General features: G+C 63.9%; 19 protein-coding genes. 11 read left to right on the top strand and 8 right to left on the bottom strand.

Annotation, left to right across the window (positions count from 1 at the left end; translation table 11 throughout):
* Window positions 1-4: 4 nt before the first annotated feature.
* Entirely contained in the window at window positions 5-436 is a 432-nt protein-coding gene (locus GA0061098_RS09710; RefSeq protein WP_091956353.1) for an acyl-CoA thioesterase, read from the top strand.
* Window positions 437-649: 213 nt separating this feature from the next.
* Window positions 650-841, top strand: coding sequence for a hypothetical protein (locus GA0061098_RS09705; RefSeq protein WP_091956121.1), 192 nt, complete (start codon window positions 650-652; stop codon window positions 839-841).
* Between the two features lie 248 nt (window positions 842-1,089).
* Here the strand turns inward: GA0061098_RS09705 and GA0061098_RS09700 are convergent, their stop codons facing one another.
* Window positions 1,090-1,542, bottom strand: a complete 453-nt coding sequence (locus tag GA0061098_RS09700) for a nuclear transport factor 2 family protein (RefSeq protein WP_091956352.1) — start codon at window positions 1,540-1,542, stop codon at window positions 1,090-1,092.
* Between the two features lie 154 nt (window positions 1,543-1,696).
* Here GA0061098_RS09700 and GA0061098_RS09695 point away from each other — a divergent pair, with 154 nt between their 5' ends.
* Window positions 1,697-2,383 (top strand): HAD family hydrolase, encoded by a 687-nt coding sequence (locus GA0061098_RS09695; protein WP_091956120.1) that lies wholly within the window; start codon window positions 1,697-1,699, stop codon window positions 2,381-2,383.
* A gap of 91 nt (window positions 2,384-2,474) precedes the next feature.
* The gene (locus GA0061098_RS09690; RefSeq protein ID WP_091956119.1) at window positions 2,475-3,320 is read left to right on the top strand and encodes a DeoR/GlpR family DNA-binding transcription regulator; all 846 of its coding nucleotides are present in this window, start codon (window positions 2,475-2,477) and stop codon (window positions 3,318-3,320) included.
* A 3-nt stretch (window positions 3,321-3,323) separates the two neighbouring features.
* On the opposite strand, the gene GA0061098_RS09685 is transcribed toward GA0061098_RS09690, so the two are convergent.
* A complete protein-coding gene (locus GA0061098_RS09685; RefSeq protein ID WP_091956118.1) occupies window positions 3,324-3,740 on the bottom strand; it encodes a type II toxin-antitoxin system VapC family toxin in 417 nt (138 codons plus the stop codon).
* Window positions 3,740-3,991 carry a type II toxin-antitoxin system Phd/YefM family antitoxin gene (locus tag GA0061098_RS09680; protein ID WP_091956117.1) on the bottom strand — a complete coding sequence of 84 codons (252 nt, stop codon included), beginning with the start codon at window positions 3,989-3,991 and terminating at the stop codon, window positions 3,740-3,742. The genes GA0061098_RS09685 and GA0061098_RS09680 overlap by 1 nt, the downstream gene beginning before the upstream one ends.
* 284 nt (window positions 3,992-4,275) lie before the next feature.
* On the opposite strand from GA0061098_RS09680, the gene glpD reads away from it, so the two are divergent.
* The 7 genes from glpD (at window position 4,276) to GA0061098_RS09645 (ending at window position 11,991) form a co-directional block, all read left to right on the top strand.
* Window positions 4,276-5,826, top strand: coding sequence for a glycerol-3-phosphate dehydrogenase (gene glpD / locus GA0061098_RS09675; protein WP_028141740.1), 1,551 nt, complete (start codon window positions 4,276-4,278; stop codon window positions 5,824-5,826).
* Window positions 5,823-6,899 carry an ABC transporter ATP-binding protein gene (locus GA0061098_RS09670; protein WP_091956116.1) on the top strand — a complete coding sequence of 359 codons (1,077 nt, stop codon included), beginning with the start codon at window positions 5,823-5,825 and terminating at the stop codon, window positions 6,897-6,899. Before glpD ends, GA0061098_RS09670 begins: the two co-directional genes overlap by 4 nt.
* A gap of 13 nt (window positions 6,900-6,912) precedes the next feature.
* A complete protein-coding gene (locus GA0061098_RS09665; protein WP_091956115.1) occupies window positions 6,913-7,998 on the top strand; it encodes an ABC transporter ATP-binding protein in 1,086 nt (361 codons plus the stop codon).
* Entirely contained in the window at window positions 7,998-8,972 is a 975-nt protein-coding gene (locus tag GA0061098_RS09660) for a carbohydrate ABC transporter permease (protein ID WP_091956114.1), read from the top strand. The genes GA0061098_RS09665 and GA0061098_RS09660 overlap by 1 nt, the downstream gene beginning before the upstream one ends.
* Window positions 8,972-9,778: a carbohydrate ABC transporter permease gene (locus GA0061098_RS09655; RefSeq protein WP_018323268.1), complete on the top strand. Its 807-nt coding sequence runs from the start codon at window positions 8,972-8,974 to the stop codon at window positions 9,776-9,778. The genes GA0061098_RS09660 and GA0061098_RS09655 overlap by 1 nt, the downstream gene beginning before the upstream one ends.
* A 10-nt stretch (window positions 9,779-9,788) precedes the next feature.
* Window positions 9,789-10,118, top strand: a complete 330-nt coding sequence (locus tag GA0061098_RS09650) for a DUF2160 domain-containing protein (protein WP_018323269.1) — start codon at window positions 9,789-9,791, stop codon at window positions 10,116-10,118.
* 130 nt (window positions 10,119-10,248) lie between these two features.
* Window positions 10,249-11,991, top strand: a complete 1,743-nt coding sequence (locus tag GA0061098_RS09645) for an ABC transporter substrate-binding protein (protein ID WP_026202903.1) — start codon at window positions 10,249-10,251, stop codon at window positions 11,989-11,991.
* Window positions 11,992-12,227: 236 nt separating this feature from the next.
* Here the strand turns inward: GA0061098_RS09645 and GA0061098_RS09640 are convergent, their stop codons facing one another.
* The 5 genes from GA0061098_RS09640 to GA0061098_RS09620 all read right to left on the bottom strand — a co-directional run bounded on the left by GA0061098_RS09640 (window position 12,228) and on the right by GA0061098_RS09620 (window position 18,843).
* Window positions 12,228-13,328 carry an alkene reductase gene (locus tag GA0061098_RS09640; RefSeq protein WP_091956112.1) on the bottom strand — a complete coding sequence of 367 codons (1,101 nt, stop codon included), beginning with the start codon at window positions 13,326-13,328 and terminating at the stop codon, window positions 12,228-12,230.
* A gap of 179 nt (window positions 13,329-13,507) precedes the next feature.
* Complete coding sequence (locus GA0061098_RS09635; protein ID WP_091956111.1) at window positions 13,508-14,011, bottom strand: DUF1993 domain-containing protein; 504 nt, start codon at window positions 14,009-14,011, stop codon at window positions 13,508-13,510.
* Between the two features lie 108 nt (window positions 14,012-14,119).
* Window positions 14,120-15,421, bottom strand: a complete 1,302-nt coding sequence (locus GA0061098_RS09630) for a lytic murein transglycosylase (RefSeq protein WP_091956110.1) — start codon at window positions 15,419-15,421, stop codon at window positions 14,120-14,122.
* A gap of 114 nt (window positions 15,422-15,535) precedes the next feature.
* Window positions 15,536-17,476 (bottom strand): glycosyltransferase, encoded by a 1,941-nt coding sequence (locus GA0061098_RS09625; RefSeq protein WP_091956109.1) that lies wholly within the window; start codon window positions 17,474-17,476, stop codon window positions 15,536-15,538.
* Entirely contained in the window at window positions 17,473-18,843 is a 1,371-nt protein-coding gene (locus GA0061098_RS09620) for an HlyD family secretion protein (protein WP_091956351.1), read from the bottom strand. Before GA0061098_RS09620 ends, GA0061098_RS09625 begins: the two co-directional genes overlap by 4 nt.
* Window positions 18,844-19,058 lie beyond the last annotated feature (215 nt).

Genomic DNA, 19,058 nt, shown 5'->3' with positions numbered 1-19,058 from the left:
CCATATGACCGACACGCACGTCCACGCCCCTATCAACCCCGACACCGGGCCGAGCGGCGATCTCTGCATCCGCACGCTGGCGATGCCCGCCGACACCAATGCGAATGGCGATATCTTCGGCGGCTGGCTGCTGAGCCAGATGGATGTCGGCGGCGGCGTGTTTGCGTCAAAGGCGGCGAAGTCGCGCACCGTGACGGTTGCGATCGAGGCAATGAATTTTCGCAAGGCGGTCTATGTCGGCGATCTCGTGTCGGTCTACGCCAATCTCGTACGCGTGGGCCGCACCTCGCTCACCGTGCATCTGGAAGCGTGGGCGCTGCGCCGCGGGGAGGAGCATCCCTTCCTCGTCACCGACGGCAACTTCACCTACGTCTCGATCGACGAGCACGGCCGCCCGCAAGCGGTTCGCTCGACCGACACGACGATCGCGACGTAATCGCGCGCGACGCTCTGCCTCAGGGGCGCGGCGTCGCCAAACGCGGCGCGCGTGAGTCATCGCGTCGCGGCTTCGCCAAGAACCAGTCATAAAACGGATGAGGTCTCGGCGTACTCAATTGCGTGTCGATTCGGGGTGAAAACGGCCTCAAAATGCCTGGGAACCTTTGGGCAGGAGTGCCGTTATTTGCCCGCACTGAGGAATCCACGGACCATGCCGGACAGCTACATCATCGAAGTCAATTCGCAGACCGCAGGTATCGTCGTTCGTTCTTCGGGAGGCTATTGCTTCTTTGCCTCGTCCCACCGATTCAACCGTCTCGAAGGCCAGCTCTTCCGCAACGCCCGCGAAGCCGAACGCGCCGCGCGCAAGCTGGTGAACGGTTATGTGAAGGAAGCGGCGTAAAGCGTCTGCTGGTGATTTCTGACACGCAATGCGTGGTCGGAATTTTTTGCAGCCCTTGATACTGCTGTTTTCTTCCTTCTCCCCTTGCGGGAGAAGGTGGCGCGAAGAGCCGTACGCGTCATTCCGGGGCGCGAAGCGCGAGCCCGGAATCCATCTTGCCACAGAGAATGCCGATGAATGGATTCTCAGCTGCGCAATTGCTCACCGTAGCCCGCGCCTTTCGGCGCGAGCCAAAATGACGTCGTTGATCACAACTTCGTTGCTGCCCGCGACAGGAGCTTCCACTCGTCGCCCTGCTTCTGCCAGTTCATCAGGATGTGGAGGTTGGTCGATACTTTCTTCCCGTCGGCTGCCATCTCCTGTTCGCCCAGCCAGTGGAAGCGCACGATCGCTGCAGGACCGACGACCTTGATGGTGGGGTCCTTGTAGTCGATCGACAGGAATTTCGACTTGCCGTCGGTGGCGTTGGCGATGAAGGTCGCCTTGTCCTCGACCTTGCCGCTGGAATGGCTGTAGCTGAGATCGTCCCAGCACAGTGCGCCGAGCGCCTTCGGATCGGCCGCGATCTGGGCGAGGCGGAAGGCCTCGACCTTCTTCGCCACGGCGTCCTCGTCCGCCGAAGCGGCGAGCGCCGATGTCGTGAGCGCAAGCGCGGAGACGGCAAGAGTCGAGAGAGCCAGATCGCGTCGGTTGATCGTCATCGTTTCCTCCTTTTTGATCTTGCGGCGAGTGTTGCAGCCGCGCGCGGCTTTGTCGAGTGTCACGTCGTCGTCATCAGCATGCGTCATTGCGCGGTCGAAGCCATATTGATACGTCTCGCGCATCAATGCGCCGTGGATTTGGGAAAGTACGGAAATGATCGAAGCCAAAACGGAAGCGATGGGCAGGGCTTTGCTGTTCGACATCGATGGCACGCTGGCCGACACCGACCCGCTGCACTTGAGGGCGTTCAACCAGGTGCTCGGCCCTCGCGGCCACGTCTTCGATCACGCGCGGTTCTCCAGAGAGCTGCAAGGTTTCGCCAATGTCGCGATCGGTGAGCGATTCCTGCCTGACGAGGCGCCGGAACGGCGCGCCTCGATCCTCGATGAGAAGGAGGAGGTCTTCCGCGCACTCGTGGCCGGGCAGATCGAGCCGCTGCCGGGCCTGATGGCGCTGCTCGACCGGGCGGACGCCGCCGGCGTTCCCATGGTGGCCGTGACCAATGCGCCGCGTCTCAATGCCGAGCTGCTGCTCTCAGGCCTTGGCATATCGCATCGTTTCAAGGCGCTCGTGATCGGCGCCGAGCTGCCGCACGGCAAGCCGCATCCGCTGCCCTATCAGGAAGGGCTGCGTTTCGTCGGCGCGAGCGCAGAGGCCTCGATCGCATTCGAGGACTCCCGTACCGGCGTGCAATCGGCCACGGCGGCCGGCATTCCGACCATCGGCGTCCGGACCAGCCTCAGCCATGCTGACCTGGTTGCAGCCGGCGCAGTCGCGTCCGCCAGCGCCTTCGACGATCCGGAGCTGCTCGCGCGTCTCGCGAGCACCATGGCGTGGTGACGGGCCGCATAAGTTAACCGTGATCGGCGCGCGCATTGACCGAAGGCGCGAACCGCCGCACCATGCATTCTCCTGATTTGAGGCCCTTGCCGTGACCGGATTGACCCATCGCCAAGCCGAAATCCTCAACATCGCGCGGGCCTCGGGCCGCGTCATGGTCGAGGAGCTCGCGCGCCGCTTCGAAGTCTCGGCGCAGACCATCCGCAAGGATCTCAACGACCTCTGCGAGCGGAGATCGCTGACGCGCATCCATGGCGGCGCCATCATCGCTTCCGGCGTCGAAAACCTCGCTTATGAGGCAAGGCGCTTCGTCGCCGCCGACGAAAAGAAGGCGATCGGAGCCGCGGCCGCCTCGCTGATCCCGAACGGATGCTCGCTCTTCATCAACATCGGCACCACGACGGAGGAGGTTGCGAGCGCGCTGACCTCGCATGAGGACCTCCTCGTCATCACCAACAATCTCAACGTCGCGATGCTGCTCTACCGCCATCCCCGCATCGAGGTGGTGGTCGCCGGCGGCACGGTCCGGCGTGCCGACGGCGCCGTGGTCGGCTCCACCGCGACGCAGCTGATCGGCCAGTTCAAGGTCGACTACGCCATCATCGGCGCGTCCGCGATCGACGAAGAGGGGGCGCTGCTCGACTTCGACTATCGCGAGGTGCAGGTGGCGCAGGCGATCATCGCCAATGCCCGCAGCGTGATGCTGGTTGCCGATTCCACAAAGCTCCGCCGCAGCGCGCCGGTGCGCATCGCCCACATGACCCAGATCCAGACCTTCGTCACCGACCAGGAGCTTCCCGAGCGCCTCGCCACCATCTGCCATAGCAAGGGCATCGAGGTGATGGCGGCGATGCCGAAGGGGGCGGACATCGACGATGTGCCGGCCGATACCCAGGATGCGGCACCAGAAGCCGCGCCGGTGGTGCGGCTTCGCTGAGGCTTATGTACTGCTCCACGGATTGAGCAGTGGCACGCCCGTAGGTTCAAAATCCCCCACATTGCGCGTAACGACGGTCAGGCCGTGGACAAGCGCGGTGGCTGCAATAAGGGCGTCGCGTTCGGCCCGCGGATTGGGAACGTGCAGTTGGGCACAACGCTGCGCCACGGCCGTATCGATGGCCAGGATCCGCCCTTCGAAGCGGGCCAGAATGTGATCGTTGATCCAGGCGCGCAGGACAGCACCTTGCACCGCGTCTTTGCGCTCGATCAGGCGCGCGCCAAGTTCAATTTCGAGAATCGAGATGGCGGACATGAAGAAATTCGCCGCGGGCGCTGTATTGGCCCAAGCAAGCACGTTGCGATCAGCCTTATCCGGCCGCCTCAGTTCGGAAATGACGTTGGTGTCCAGCAGAAACATCAGTCGAGATCGGCTGGCCTGGAGATTCCGCCGCTGACGCGAGGCGGATCGAAATCGAAGTCCGCGTTCGCCTGTGCCAAAGCTTCGGCAAGGCTCATGTGCCCACCGCTCAGGCGCAGATAATCTTCGATGCTCAGCAGGACATGGGCTGGACGGCCGCGGTCGGTGATGAAGACGGGCCCCTTTGATGCTGCTTTCTTGGCGCCGCTCGTATCCTGATTGAACTCTCGGCTGGTCAGGGTGGTGACCATCGTTCGCGCCTCCTCGCCTGCGATGAGGTAAATTATATGTAGGCATGTTGCTACATTCAAGTTTTCGATCAGCTGAAGCGGTGCGGTGCGCCCCCTGTGCCGATCAGTCGAGCCGTCCGCCTCAAAACTTGTCCGTTCTCCTGCTGATTTCTCCGCCGCATTGGCGCTGAAAAAGTTTTGCTTTCATTTCTTTTCCTCCTCTCTTTCGTCTTGCTTTCGTTTTTCGGTGTGATCTAATCAAAAAACGAAAGTAGCCGCTCGACGGAACGAGCGGTCGCCGGGGGATGCGTCTGTTGGAGCGTATTTTCGACCTCGCCATCATTGGAGGCGGTGTTAATGGCTGCGGCATCGCGCGCGACGCGGTGGGCCGCGGCAACACGGTTTTCCTGTGCGAAATGAACGATTTGGCGAGCGGGACGTCGTCCTGGTCGACCAAGCTGGTGCATGGCGGCCTGCGTTATCTCGAATATTACGAGTTTCGCCTCGTTCGCGAGGCGCTGATCGAGCGCGAGATCCTCTGGGGCATCGGGCCCCACATCATCCGTCCGCTGCGTTTCGTTTTGCCCCATCACGCCGGCCTGCGCCCTGCCTGGCTGCTGCGGCTCGGCCTCTTCCTCTATGACCACATCGGCGGCCGCCATCTGTTGCCGGCGACCCGCTCGGTCGATCTGCGGCGTGACGAGGTCGGCAAGCCGCTGATCCCGAATCGCTACTCTCGCGCCTTTGAATATTCCGACTGTTTCGTCGATGACGCCCGCCTCGTCGTGCTCAATGCGCGCGATGCCGCCGACAAGGGTGCCGAGATCCGCACCCGCACCCGCGCAACGGATATCAAGCAGTCCGACGGCCTCTGGACGGTGAGCATGGTCAACACGCTGACCGGTGAGCGCTCGCAGGTCCAGGCAAAGGCTCTGGTCAACGCCGGCGGCCCCTGGGTCGAGGACGTGCTCGGCCGCGGCGCCGGCGTCAACGCGAAAGCCAAGGTGCGCCTGGTGCAGGGCTCGCACATCGTGGTCAGGAAGCTCTACGACCACGACCGCGCCTACATGTTCCAGAATGCCGACGGCCGCATCATCTTCGTGATCCCGTACCAGGACGATTTCACGCTGATCGGCACCACGGATCGCGATTATGACGGCGATCCCGCCAAGGTGAAGGCGACGGCGGAGGAGATCCAGTATCTCTGCACCGCGGCGAGCGAATATCTGGCGAAGCCCGTGACCCCGGACGACGTGGTCTGGACCTATTCCGGCGTGCGGCCGCTCTATGACGACGGCGCCAGCGAAGCCAAGGCCGCGACGCGCGACTACGTGTTCGAGCTCGACACGCCCGGCGGCGTGCCGCTGCTGTCGATCTATGGCGGCAAGATCACCACCTATCGCCGCCTCGCCGAGGAAGCGCTGGAGCGGCTCGCGCCCTATCTTCGCAGTGCAAAAGCACGGGAGGGGTGGACCGGCAAATGGCCGCTGCCCGGCGGCGACATGAATGTGTCCGACATCGACGGCCTGATCGCCGAGCTGCAGCGCGGTTATCCCTTCCTCAGCCACGAGCACGCCAGGCGGCTCGCGCGCGCCTATGGCACCAAGGCCATCAAGCTGCTTGGCGACGCCAAATCATCGGCCGATCTCGGCCAGAGCTTTGGCGCGACGCTGACCGAGCGCGAGGTCCGCTACCTCATGGCCAACGAATGGGCCGTGACCGCCGAGGACGTCGTCTGGCGCCGTTCCAAGCTCGGCCTGCGACTATCTGCCGATGAGATTGCTGCGCTTGACGACTGGATCAGGACCCACGCCGTGCCGCAAAGTCCTCTGCTGGAAGCGGGAGGACGCTCATGACCGTGACGCTCGATCACGTGACCCGAACCGTCGAGGGGGTCCAGCATATCCGCGACGTCTCGCTGACGCTCGAGAGCGGCACGCTGAACGTGCTGCTCGGGCCGACGCTGTCGGGCAAGACCTCGATCATGCGGCTGCTCGCCGGCCTCGACAAGCCCACCTCGGGCAAGGTGCTGGTCAACGGCAAGGACGTTACCGGCGCCGACGTGCGCCAGCGTTCGGTCGCGATGGTCTATCAGCAGTTCATCAACTACCCCTCGCTCACGGTCTACGAGAACATCGCCTCGCCCCTGCGCGTGCAGGGCAAGGCGCGCGACGAGATCGAGACGCGGGTGGCGGAGGCCGCAAAACTGCTGCGGCTCGAGCCCTTCCTGAAGCGTACGCCGCTCCAGCTCTCCGGCGGCCAGCAGCAGCGCACCGCGATCGCGCGCGCGCTGGTCAAGGGCGCCGATCTCGTGCTGCTCGACGAGCCGCTCGCCAACCTCGATTACAAGCTCCGCGAGGAGCTGCGCGCCGAGCTGCCGCGCATCTTCGAGGCCTCGGGCGCGATCTTCGTCTATGCCACCACCGAGCCGACCGAGGCGCTGCTGCTCGGCGGCAACACGGTATGCATGTGGGAAGGCCAGGCGCTCCAGATCGGCGAGACCGCCAATGTCTACCGCCGGCCGCAGACGCTGCGCGTCGCCCAGGTGTTTTCCGACCCGCCGCTCAATCTCGTCGGTATCGAGAAGAAGAACGGGCAGGTCGCTTATGCCGGCGGCACCGCCTCGCCGGCCTCAGGGCTCTATTCGTCGCTGGCCGACGGCGCCTATCGCGTCGGTTTTCGCGCGCATCAGCTCGCGCTCGCCAATGGCGAGGCTGATCGCCATGCCTTCCATGCCACTGTCACGGTGACCGAGATCACCGGTTCGGAGAGTTTCGTGCATCTGACCCGCGAAGGATCGAACTGGGTGGCGGTGCTGCACGGCGTGCACGAGTTCGAGCCTGGCCAGACGCTCGACGCCGTGCTCGATCCCAACGACGTTTTTGTCTTTGATGCTGCCGACCGGCTGGTCGCAGCACCTGGATCGTAGGAGGGGATGCGCCATGGCCCGCATTGACCTCGTCGATCTCGCCCATTCCTACGGCGGCAACGATGCGCCGCAGGACAGTTTTGCGCTGAAGCCGGTGACCATGACCTGGCGGCAGGGCGGCGCATATGCGCTGCTTGGTCCGTCCGGTTGCGGCAAGACCACGCTGCTCAACGTCATCTCCGGCATCATCACGCCGTCGCGGGGCCAAATCCTGTTCGACGGCAAGGACATCACGCCTCTGTCAACCCAGAAGCGCAACATCGCCCAGGTGTTCCAGTTTCCGGTGATCTACGACACCATGACGGTCGGACAGAATTTGGCGTTTCCGCTGAAGAACCGCGGCGTGCCGAAGGCCGAAATCGACAAGCGCGTCGCCGAGATCGGCCGTCTGCTCGATCTCGAACCCTATCTGAACCGCAAGGCGACGCGGCTCACGGCCGACGCCAAGCAGAAGATCTCGCTCGGCCGTGGCCTCGTCCGTTCCGACGTCGCCGCCGTGCTGTTCGACGAGCCGCTGACGGTGATCGATCCCGAGCTGAAATGGCAGCTCCGCTCCAAGCTGAAGGCGTTGCATCGCGAGCTCGACCTCACGATGATCTACGTGACACACGACCAGACCGAGGCGCTGACCTTCGCCGACACCGTCGTCGTCATGCATGACGGCCGCGTGGTGCAGAGCGGTACACCTGCTGAGCTGTTCGACAAGCCGGCGCATACCTTCGTCGGCTATTTCATCGGCTCGCCCGGCATGAACATCCTGTCGGCCGAGGTGAGGGGGCGCGAGGCGCGCATTGACGGTCACGTCATCGCGCTGAACCGTGCTTACGACAATCTGCCTGTCGGCGCGAAGATCGAGATCGGCGTCCGTCCCGAATTCGTGGAGGTCGTGGCCCCCGCGCCCGGCCTGCTCACCGCGAAGATCGAGCGCCTCGACGACCTCGGCCGCATCCGTTTTGCGCGCGCCCGCTTCGGCGATGCCAAGCTCGCGGCGCGCGCGCCCGCGGGATTCACCAGCTCGGATGGCATGGCCGGACTGAAATTCGATCCGTCCCACGTCCACGTCTATGCCGACAGCCTTCTGGTGGAGGGGGCCGCCTGATGGACAAGACCGTCAACCAAAAAGCCTGGTTCCTGGTGCTGCCGGTGTTCCTGGTCGTCGCCTTCTCGGCGGTGCTGCCGCTGATGACGGTGGTGAACTATTCGATGCAGGACACCTTCGGCAACAACCAGTTCTTCTGGAACGGCGTCGGCTGGTTCAAGGAATTGCTCGATCCTTCGACCGATCTCGGGGGCCGCTTCCTCGCTTCCCTCGGACGCAACCTGTTCTTCTCGCTGGTGATCCTCGCGATCGAGGTGCCGCTCGGCATCGTCGTCGCGTTGTCGATGCCGCGCGAGGGCTGGACGGTGGCGGCCTGCCTCGTGATCCTCGCATTGCCGCTGCTGATTCCGTGGAACGTGGTCGGCACGATCTGGCAGATCTTCGGGCGTCCCGACATCGGGCTGCTCGGCTACGTCCTCAACGCCGCGGGCATCGACTACAATTACGTCTCCAACGACATCGACGCCTGGGTCACCGTCATCGTGATGGACGTCTGGCACTGGACCAGCCTCGTCGCGCTGCTCTGCTATGCCGGCCTGAAATCGATTCCCGAAGCCTATTACCAGGCCGCCCAGATCGACGGTGCCTCGCGCTGGGCCGTGTTCAAGGCGATCCAGCTGCCGAAGATGAATCGCGTCTTGCTGATCGCGGTGCTGCTGCGCTTCATGGACAGTTTCATGATCTACACCGAGCCGTTCGTCGTCACCGGCGGCGGGCCCGGCAACTCCACGACCTTCGTGTCGATCGAGCTCGTCAAGATCGCGCTCGGCCAGTTCGACCTCGGCAAGGCCGCGGCGCTGTCGCTGGTCTACAATCTGATCATCCTGATCGTCTGCTGGATCTTCTACACCGTCATGACCAATGCCGGCGCCGAACGGAAGGTTCAGGCGGAAAGTGAGCCGGCGGCGGAGCCGAAGCCTGCGGCCGCGCTCAAGCCCGTGCCCGCGCTCAAGCCAAAGGAAGGAGTGGCCTGATGCATTCGATTCCCGGCCGCCGCCTCATCATGGGGCTGTTCCTGATCTTCCTGCTGCTGCCGATCTACTGGCTCGTCAACATGAGCTTCAAGACCAACAGCGAGATCGTCTCGACGATGACGCTGTGGCCGCATACCCCGACGCTGCAGCACTACAAGCGCATCTTCACCGACGAGAGCTGGTATTCCGGCTACATCAACTCGCTGGAATATGTCGTTCTCAACACCATCATCTCGATCTCGGTGGCGCTGCCCGCGGCCTACGCCTTCTCGCGCTACCGCTTCCTCGGCGACAAGCATCTGTTCTTCTGGCTGCTGTCGAACCGCATGGCGCCGGCCGCGGTCTACGCGCTGCCGTTCTTCAATCTCTATTCGGCGATCGGCCTGTTCGATACGCCCTGGGCCGTCGCGCTCGCGCACTGCATCTTCAACGTGCCGCTGGCGGTGTGGATCCTCGAAGGTTTCGTTTCCGGCGTGCCGCGCGAGATTGATGAGACTGCCTTCCTCGACGGCTATTCCTTCCCGCGCTTCTTCATCAAGATCCTGGTGCCGTTGATCGCGAGCGGCATCGGCGTCGCCGCCTTCTTCTGCTTCATGTTCTCCTGGGTCGAGCTTTTGCTTGCGCGCACGCTGACCTCAGTGTCGGCCAAGCCGATCGCTGCGATCATGACGCGCACGGTGTCGGCATCGGGCATGGACTGGGGCCTCTTGGCAGCCGCCGGCGTGCTCACCATCATCCCGGGCGCGCTCGTGATCTGGTTCGTCCGCAATTACATCGCGAGCGGTTTTGCGCTCGGTCGCGTCTAAGGAGGCATCAATGGAATCGATCGCATGGATGGCCTGGACGCTGCCGACGGCGATCTTCTTCGCCGCGCTGGCCTGCACGCTCGCCGTGATGACGTGGCTTGCGGCGGTCTATCCCGAAGCCGAGCGCGTCGGCGTGCTCCGAATTCCGACCACGCGCGGCGACCGCCTGTTCATCTCGCTGATATCGGCGGCGGTCATCCACCTTCTCTGGATCGGCTTCTTCGGCACCGATGCGATCGCAACACTGCCGATCGGCGAGGAGGGCGTTGAAATCTCGCGCCTGTGGCTCGCAAGTGGAATTTCGCTGGTCACGGCCGTGCTCATTTTTCGCACGGTCTGAAGCTCGCGAAGGGACGGCCAGATCCGGGGGCAATCCGGGTCTGTATAAAAGTTTGTCGCTGCAACGGAGGAACAACATGCGACAGTTTAGGAGAAGGAAAGGCCCATTGACCAAGAATAGCTTTCTGACCATGTCCAGCGCCGCCGCCATCATTGCGGTGTCGTTCGCCGTCTCGGCGCCGGTCCGCGCCGCCGACGACGCCGTGATCCAGAAGTGGATCGCGGAATTCACGCCCTCGACGCTGTCGAAGGAAGACCAGAAGAAAGAGCTGGAGTGGTTCGCCAAGGCCGCCGAGCCCTTCAAGGGCATGGAGATCAACGTCGTCTCCGAGACCATCACGACTCACGAATATGAGTCGCAGACGCTGGCCAAGGCGTTCTCCGAGCTCACCGGCATCAAGCTCAAGCACGACCTCATCCAGGAAGGTGACGTCGTCGAGAAGCTGCAGACCCAGATGCAGTCCGGCAAGAACGTCTATGACGGCTGGATCAACGATTCCGACCTGATCGGCACGCATTTCCGCTACGGCCAGACCGTCGTGCTGTCGGACTACATGACCGGCGAGGGCAAGGACGTCACCGATCCCATGCTCGACGTCAACGACTTCATCGGCAAGTCGTTCACCACGGGGCCGGACGGCAAGCTCTATCAGCTGCCCGACCAGCAGTTCGCCAACCTCTATTGGTTCCGCTACGACTGGTTCACCAACGCCGACTACAAGGCCAAGTTCAAGGCCAAGTATGGCTACGAGCTCGGCGTGCCCGTGAACTGGTCCGCCTATGAGGACATCGCCGAGTTCTTCACCAACGACATCAAGGAGATCAACGGCGTCAAGGTCTACGGCCATATGGACTATGGCAAGAAGGACCCCTCGCTCGGATGGCGTTTCACCGACGCCTGGCTGTCGATGGCCGGCAACGGTGACAAGGGCATTCCGAACGGCCTGCCGGTCGACGAATGGGGCATCCGCATGGAAGGCTGCCGTCCCGTCGGCTCCTCGGTGGAGCGTGGTGGCGACACCAACGGTCCGGCCGCGGTCTACTCGATCACCAAGTACCTCGAGTGGCTGAAGAAGTACGCGCCGCCGCAGGCGCAGGGCATGACGTTCTCCGAAGCAGGCCCGGTGCCGGCGCAGGGTAACATCGCCCAGCAGATGTTCTGGTATACCGCTTTCACCGCCGACATGGTGAAGCCGGGCATCGCCGTGATGAACGCGGACGGTACGCCGAAATGGCGTATGGCTCCCTCGCCGCACGGTTCGTACTGGAAGGAAGGCATGAAGCTCGGCTACCAGGACGCCGGCTCCGTGACGCTGCTGAAGTCGACCCCGGCGGATCGCCGCAAGGCGGCCTGGCTCTATCTCCAGTTCATCATCTCGAAGTCGGTGAGCTTGAAGAAGAGCCATGTCGGTCTCACCTTCATCCGTGAATCCGACATCTGGGACAAGTCGTTCACCGAGCGTGCGCCGAAGCTCGGCGGCTTGATCGAGTTCTACCGCTCGCCCGCGCGCGTGCAGTGGACCCCGACCGGCAACAACGTGCCCGACTACCCGAAGCTCGCGCAGCTGTGGTGGCAGAACATCGGCGATGCGTCGTCCGGTGCGAAGACCCCGCAGCAGGCGATGGACGCGCTGGCCGCCGCTCAGGACTCCGTCATGGAGCGCCTGGAGAAGTCCGGCGTGCAGGGCGCCTGCGGTCCGAAGCTGCACAAGAAGGAGACGGCCGAATACTGGTTCGCCAAGGCCCAGAAGGACGGCACCATTGCTCCGCAGCGCAAGCTCGCCAACGAGAAGCCGAAGGGCGAGACCGTCGACTACGACACCCTGATCAAGTCGTGGCCGGCCACCCCGCCCAAGCGCGCGGAAGCGAAGTAAGCGGCGCGTAGCGTCACCAAATCGAAAGGCCGGGAGCGATCCCGGCCTTTTTCTTTGCGCTTCTGGCACAAGCGCGTCCACACATTCGATGTCATTGCCCGCGAAGGCGGGCAATCCAGTATTCCAGAGACGGTTGTGATCGAACCGAGAGGTCACGGCGTACTGGATGCCCCGCCCCCGTGCGCAATTGCGCACTAGGCGGGGCATAACAGCGGCTTGTGTGGATGGATGCTCCCTTACTCCGCCGGCTCGGCCGCCAGCGTCGGGTAATCCGTGTAACCCTTCGCACTGCCGCCGTAGAACGTGTTCTTGTCCCAGTCGTTCAGCGCTGCGCCCTGCTTCAGCCGCTCGACAAGGTCGGGGTTGGAGATGAAGGGTTTGCCGAAGGCGATGAGGTCGGCCGCATTGGTGTCCAGCACCTTGGTGGCGAGATCGAAATCGTAGCCGTTATTGGCGACATAGGCGCCGGCAAAGCGCTTGCGCAAGGATGCATAATCGAACGGCGCGATGTCGCGCGGGCCGCCGGTGGCGCCCTCGACGACATGGAGATAGACCAGCTTCAGCGCGCTGAGGCCGTCGACGATATGGTCGTACAGGGCTTGCGGGTTGGAATCCGAGATATCGTTGGCCGGCGTCACTGGCGAGATGCGGATGCCGGTACGGTCGGCACCGGCCTCGGCCACAACGGCCTTGGACACCTCCAGCATCAGCCGCGCGCGGTTCTCGATCGAGCCACCATAGGCATCGGTGCGCTTGTTGGCGCCGTCCTTGGCGAACTGCTCAAGCAAATAACCGTTGGCGCCGTGAATCTCGACGCCGTCGAAGCCGGCCTCCAGCGCGTTCTTCGTGGCGCGCTTGAAATCGTCGATAATCCCGGGGATTTCGGAGAACTCGAGCGCCCGCGGCTCGGAGACGTCGGCGAAGCCGCCGTTCACGAAGGTCTTGCCCTTGGCGCGGATCGCGCTCGGTGCCACCGGGGCTGCGCCACCCGCCTGCAGGTCGACATGCGAGATGCGGCCGACATGCCAGAGCTGGATGAAAATCTTGCCGCCGCGCGCATGGACCTTGTCGGTGACCTTGCGCCAGCCGGCCACCTGCTCCTTCGAATAGATGCCGGGGGTGTCCTGGTAGCCTTGACCCTGCTGCGAGACCTGGCTTGCTTCGGTGATCAGGAGGCCGGCCGAGGCGCGCTGGCCGTAATAGTCGGCGGCGAGTACGCCGGGCACGAAAGTACCGGGCACCGCGCGGTTGCGCGTCAGCGGGGCCATGACGAGACGATTGGCCAGCGTGATCGGGCCGAGCTTGTAGGTCTCAAACAATTTGGTCGAACGGCTCATGGGGAATGCTTCCAGGGGTGTGAGGTCCCGAACACTTGTGCATCGCGACATCAGGCGCAAGGGAGAAGCCATACGGAAAGTGCAGGCGAGCTACGCGACGGGGCCCGCGTAGCATAATTCATGTGCGATTTTGGCCGTGACAGTGGATTACGACTGCCACGGCCGTGCAATTTCGCAAATCAGTTCGCGCCCATAAAATCCCGCTTGCCGATCTCGACGCCGTTGTGGCGCAAAATGCCGTGGGCGGTCGTGGCGTGGAAATAGAAGTTCGGCAGCGAGAACGCGCTCAGGAATTGCTGGCCCTTCATGGTGATGGATTTGTCGGGGCCGGCGGGGAAGGTGACGTCCTTGGTCTCGGCACCTTCGAATTGCTCGGGCTTGAACGACTTCACATAGTCGATGGTCTTGGCCAGCCGCTGCTTCAATTCCGTAAAGCTGGTTTCGGTGTCGGGCGTCGAGGGCACCTCGCTATGGGTCAGCCGGGCGCAGCCCTTGGCGGCGAAATCGCTGACGAGCTGGACCTGCTTCGACAGCGGCAGCATGTCCGGGAAGAGGCGCGAGCCGAGCAGGACACTGGGGTCGATCTTCCTGGCCGCGCAATGTGCCTCGGCTTTGGTGAGCAGGCCGGTGAGGCTGTTCAGCATTTGCAAATAGGCGGGGACGGCCGCGTCGTAGAGGGACATGTGATGCTCGCTTGTGAATGGGAAATCTCAGGAGAAAACCTGAGCTACTCACATGGGAGGCTCACGGAAAAATACAATCGCGGAAGCGGCTTGTGCAGTGCGAAAATTCTACCTCACCATCCCCGCCGGCTGCGCCTGCGCCGTGGCGCCGCGCATGCGCGCCAGCAGGTCGGCGGTCGGCCAGGAATCGGCCGGGAGGCCGTGCTTGATCTGCATCGCCTTGACGGCCGCGCGGCTCTGCTGGCCCAGCACGCCGTCGACCTTGCCGACATTGAAGCCCGCACGCACCAGCAGTTGCTGCAATTCCTTGAGCTCGTTGAACGGCAGCTGCGCCACCGGCGCCGTCGGCTTGCGCATCGGCGCGGCACCTGCAATGCGCGAGGCGAGATAGCCCGCGGTGGTCGAATAGATCAGCGAGTTATTCCACTCGGTGTAGGCCGCGAAATTCGGGTACGCCATGAAGGCCGGACCATTGCGTCCCATCGGCAGCAGCACGGAGGCTGCGAGATTATCATTCGGCAGCGGCCGGCCGTCGGGATAGGTGAGGCCAAGCTGCGCCCATTTCGAGCGCGGCTCTCGCACCGTGAGGTCGGTCTGCTCCCACGGCAGGTTTTGCGGCACCTTGATCTCTTCCAGCCACGGCTCGCCGCGCCGCCACTTCAGGCCGTTGGCAATGTAGTTCGCGGTCGAGCCGATCACATCGGCTGGCGACCGCAACAGGTCGCGCCGTCCGTCGCCGTCATAGTCGACAGCGTAGTTGACGTAATGCACGGGCAGGAATTGGGTCTGCCCGAGCTCGCCGGCCCACGAGCCGATCATCTCGTCGGGATGCAGATCGCCGCGGTCGATGATCTTCAGCGCGGCGATGGTCTCGCCCACGAACATCTCCGAGCGACGGCAGTCATAGGCGAGCGACACCAGCGATTTCAGCGTCGGCAGATTTCCCATGTTGGCGCCGAAGTCGCTCTCCAGCCCCCAGAACGCGGCGATCACCGCCGGCGGCACGCCATATTCCTTTTCCGCACGCGCGAATGCGGCAGCGTATTGCTTGATGTGCTGTTGCCCGTTCTGCATGCGATAGGGCGCCGCCATGCGGCCGGCGAATTCGGTGAAGAGCTGGCCGAACACGCGCTGACCGCGGTCGCGGTTGACGATGCCCTGGTCGTAGACGAGGTAGGGCGAAGCCTCCGCGATCGTCCGCTGCGATACGCCGCCGGCCACAGCCTGTTGCTTCACGTCGGCGAGAAAGCGATCGAAGCTCGCACCGTTGTGGCACGACGCCGCACGCGGCGAGGCTGCGGTGGTCCTGGGCGCCACGGGTTTGGCGGGCGGCGGTACGAACTGGGCGGAGGCGGTGGCGGAGCATGCGAGGAGCGCGACGGCCGCGATCAGAAATCGGGTCTGGACCATAGGGGTTCCGGTGGGGAAGGGGCAGGTGTGGATTCGCCCGAAGTTTAGGTGAAGTGATGGCCTCAGGCCATCCTTTCCGTCCTGCCAGCATACGGAATGCGAGTGGATGCCGGCCTAGCCGAACAGCCGCATCAGCAGCGCTTTCCCGACCGGGAACGCCCTCACGCCCTGATAGGCGCGAACATACTCGCCGGCATAGAACGCCCTGATCGCATGCACGCGTGTATCCATGCCTTCCTCGAAACGCACCGCAAATCCATCCGCGGTCCGCCGCACCACGACCGCGGCGATCGGGCGGCCATAGATCCGGCATTCGATCGCGCTGCCGGGGTGCGGCGGATCGGGATCGATCAGGCGGGCGCCGGTGATCGAGATGTCGGCGAGCCGCGCGAGATGCGACTTGCCGTGCTGGCGCAGCAGCACCGTCTCATTGCGGTCAAAACGCTCCGCCTTGCGCTTGCGCGGTTGCTCGATGCAGACGAAGCAGACCACGGTGAGGATGAATGCGTTGTAGAGGCTCCAGGTCAGAGCCAGCCCGCCGTAGGCGATGTTCTCGCCGCGCAGGTGCAGGATGAAGGCATAGGCGATGGCCGCGAGCGTGACGAGAAGCGCGGTGCCATAGAGCCGCAGCAGCGGCCATTCGACAAATCTCCTGTCCCGGTCCCCGCCTTTCGCCGTGACCTTGAACTTGTGTCCTTTCGGCTTCAGCAGACCGGTTGCCACCGCCTTCAGCACTGCGGGCGCGGCGATGAATTGCGACACGTCCGTCATCATGGCCAGCGAGCGGCCGTGCGACAGCCAGGCCATGCTCAGGCTGTGCCAGACATAGAACGGCAGAAAGAACTGGAGCAGCTCGCTCAGGTCGGCCCGGACCGCCTTGATGCCGAAGAGCAGGAACAGCCAGGGCACCACGAGGCCCGCCACCTTCGACGTGTAGACCGCGGACCAGCTCATGAAAGCATCGACCAGCGAGAGTCGGTCGATGAAGGAGAGCTTCGACTCCCTCGACAGCGGTCCGCTGCGGCCGCGCACGATTTGCATCAAGCCGAGGCACCAGCGGGCGCGCTGGGTGATGTATTCCTTCAACCCTTCCGGCGCGAGCCCGATCGTCAGCCGCTCGTTGAGATAGATCGTGTTGAGGCCGCGTTCCTTCAGGCGAAGGGTGACGAGATAGTCTTCAGTGACGGAATCGGTCGGAAATCCGCCGATCAGCATCAGTCCGTCGTAGCGAATGAGCGATGAGGTGCCACAGCAGAATGCGACGCCCCAGGCGTCCTTCGCCGGCAGCAGGATGTCGAAGAAGAAGCGTTGCTCGTCCGGCCAAACGTCGGTTGCAGCAAGGTTGCTCTGGATCGGGTCGGGATTGATGAAGTGCTGCGGCGTCTGCACCACCCCGACCGAAGCATCGTCCATGAGCGAGATGGTCCGCGCCAGGAAGTCGGGCCGCGGCACGAAGTCCGCATCGAGGATGGCCACGAATTGCGGCGGCTTCGGCATCGCACCGACATGTCGGAGCGCATGATTGATATTGCCGGCCTTGGCGTGATGGTTGTCGGGCCGCGTGAGATAATGGCAGCCGAGTTCACCCGTGAGTCGCCGCAGCCAGGGCCGTCGGCCGTCGTCGAGCACCCAGACGCGGTAGTTGCCGTACGTCATGCCGGTCGCGCCGATGATCGTGCGCTCGAGGATCGATCGTTCCTCGTTGTAGGTGCAGATGAACACGTCGATCAGCGGCGCGCCCGGATCGAAGGCGCGGCTATCGATCCTGGCTGATCTGGAACGATCGATTGTTCGGCTCAGGAACAGCAGAGACAAACTGACCGCGACGAGCGAGGCCGCTTCCAGCAGCATGAAGGGATAGCCGATCACGGCATCCGCGGTCAGATGCGGCGGCGGGAGAGTCGCTGTGACGCGCCAATGGAGATAGCGGAGCAGGAAAACGACTGACACGATGGCCAGGAACGAGCGTGCCATCGTGCTGTCGCGCCTGAGCAGCGGCACGATCGCCATGAAGGCGCCGAGCGCAATCAGGCCGGGGGTCAGCGCCGTCGTCACGGCGCGGTCTCTTGCCTTGCAAACACCACGCGGCCGGTGCGTCCCACCGTGCAGGCGTGGGCAGCGCCATCACCGAGCGCAACGGTCACGCGATAGGGCTCCTTGCTCAGCGCGTCGGGATTGATGGCGAGATTGGCGGGCGCGCCGGCGGCGCCGGTCAGGTTGACCACGGTGCCGGAAATCGCTGCGCCGCCGTCGTTCGGCTCGAAGGTCGCGTGGTCGCCGAGCTGCAAACGGTTGTAGACGTTCTCGGTGACGTTCGCGGTGATGACGGCGCCGCTGCAATCGAGCACCTTGAGCAGCGGTTGGCCGGCTTGCACGTCCTCGCCCGGCGAGGTCATCATCTCCCAGACGCGCCCTGTGACGGGTGTCGTGATGTTGGCTTCGGACAGATCGGCGAAGCGAATCTCTTCGGTGATGATCTCGCTGGCGAGCCAGGCGATCTCGGTGTCGGTGCGTGCGAGGTCGGCCTCGAGGTCGCCGGCACGCTGGCGCATCTCTTCCTCGCGCTGCACCGAGCTCGGCCGGTCGTTGTAGCTGTCGCCGAGGAAGGAGCCGTTCCGTGCCGCGGTAAGCTCGACCTTGGCCGCGTCCAGCCGCTTGCGCGCACCGAGCTCGATCTGCTGCGACACGGAGAGCTCGCGCGTCAGCCGCGCCAGCTCGACGGTCGAGACATTGCCGGATTTTGCCAGCGAGGATGCGCGGTCGACCGCGGCACTGGCTTCCTCCCGCCGCGCTGCGGCGGCCTCGATCGAGGTCTGGATCTCGGCGATCCGGGCCTCGAGCTGGAGCACGCGCCCGTCGCGGAATTGCGTCGCCTGCCGCGCCAGGTCCTTTTGCGCTACCTGGGCCGAGGCAAGCTTGGCGGCAAGGCTCGGCCGCTCGTTCTCCAGGCGCGATTTCTGCCGCCGGAGATCGTCGAGCCGGGTGCGATCGCCGCGCGGGTTGACCACGCGCAGGACCACGGTCCCGGCGTCGAGCCTGGCCTGATCGGTCAAGCGCTGCGCGGCTGCCACACGGCCGCCGATCGGCGTGCGCAGGGTGACGAGGCGGGAATTCAACACGGCCTCGACGCTCGAATACTCCCAGACCGCGCGCAGCGGCAGCCAGCCGAAAATGGCGATGAGGGCAAGTCCGATCGCGATCTTCGCGCCGCGCCTCAGATGTGGCCAGCGCCGCTGCGATTCCTGCTGTGTCTGCGCATCGGGCGCGGGGCCGGGCTCGTCATTGGCGAACATCTGCTCGTACAGCGCCTCCTGCAAACCCTTCGCGTCAGTCCTCGCGTCGATCTTGGCGTCAATCTTGGCGTCGTGAGGGGAGGGAGCAGATGCGGGATCGACGGAAGCGGCGCTCGAGCGGTCCATCATGACGGTCACCTTGCTGACAGGGTGCCAACGGAACCGGTCAATGCGCCGCGACCGCGCGGCGTGCCCGGTTACCACGAATTAAGCCGCGATTGCGCTTTCCAGGTTGCTAAACGTCTGCGGGTGTTTTTCCGCAAATCCCGCTCAAGCTTTAGCGGCGCGGGAAAGGCTGACGCCACGATGGAATGTGCGGCCGGGCGACGCACGAACCTTGCGGT

Source organism: Bradyrhizobium shewense (assembly GCF_900094605.1).
GTDB classification, from domain to species: Bacteria; Pseudomonadota; Alphaproteobacteria; order Rhizobiales; family Xanthobacteraceae; genus Bradyrhizobium; species Bradyrhizobium shewense.
The sequence above is the reverse complement of the archived record's forward strand: the minus strand, read 5'-3'. Positions and strand labels throughout refer to the sequence as shown.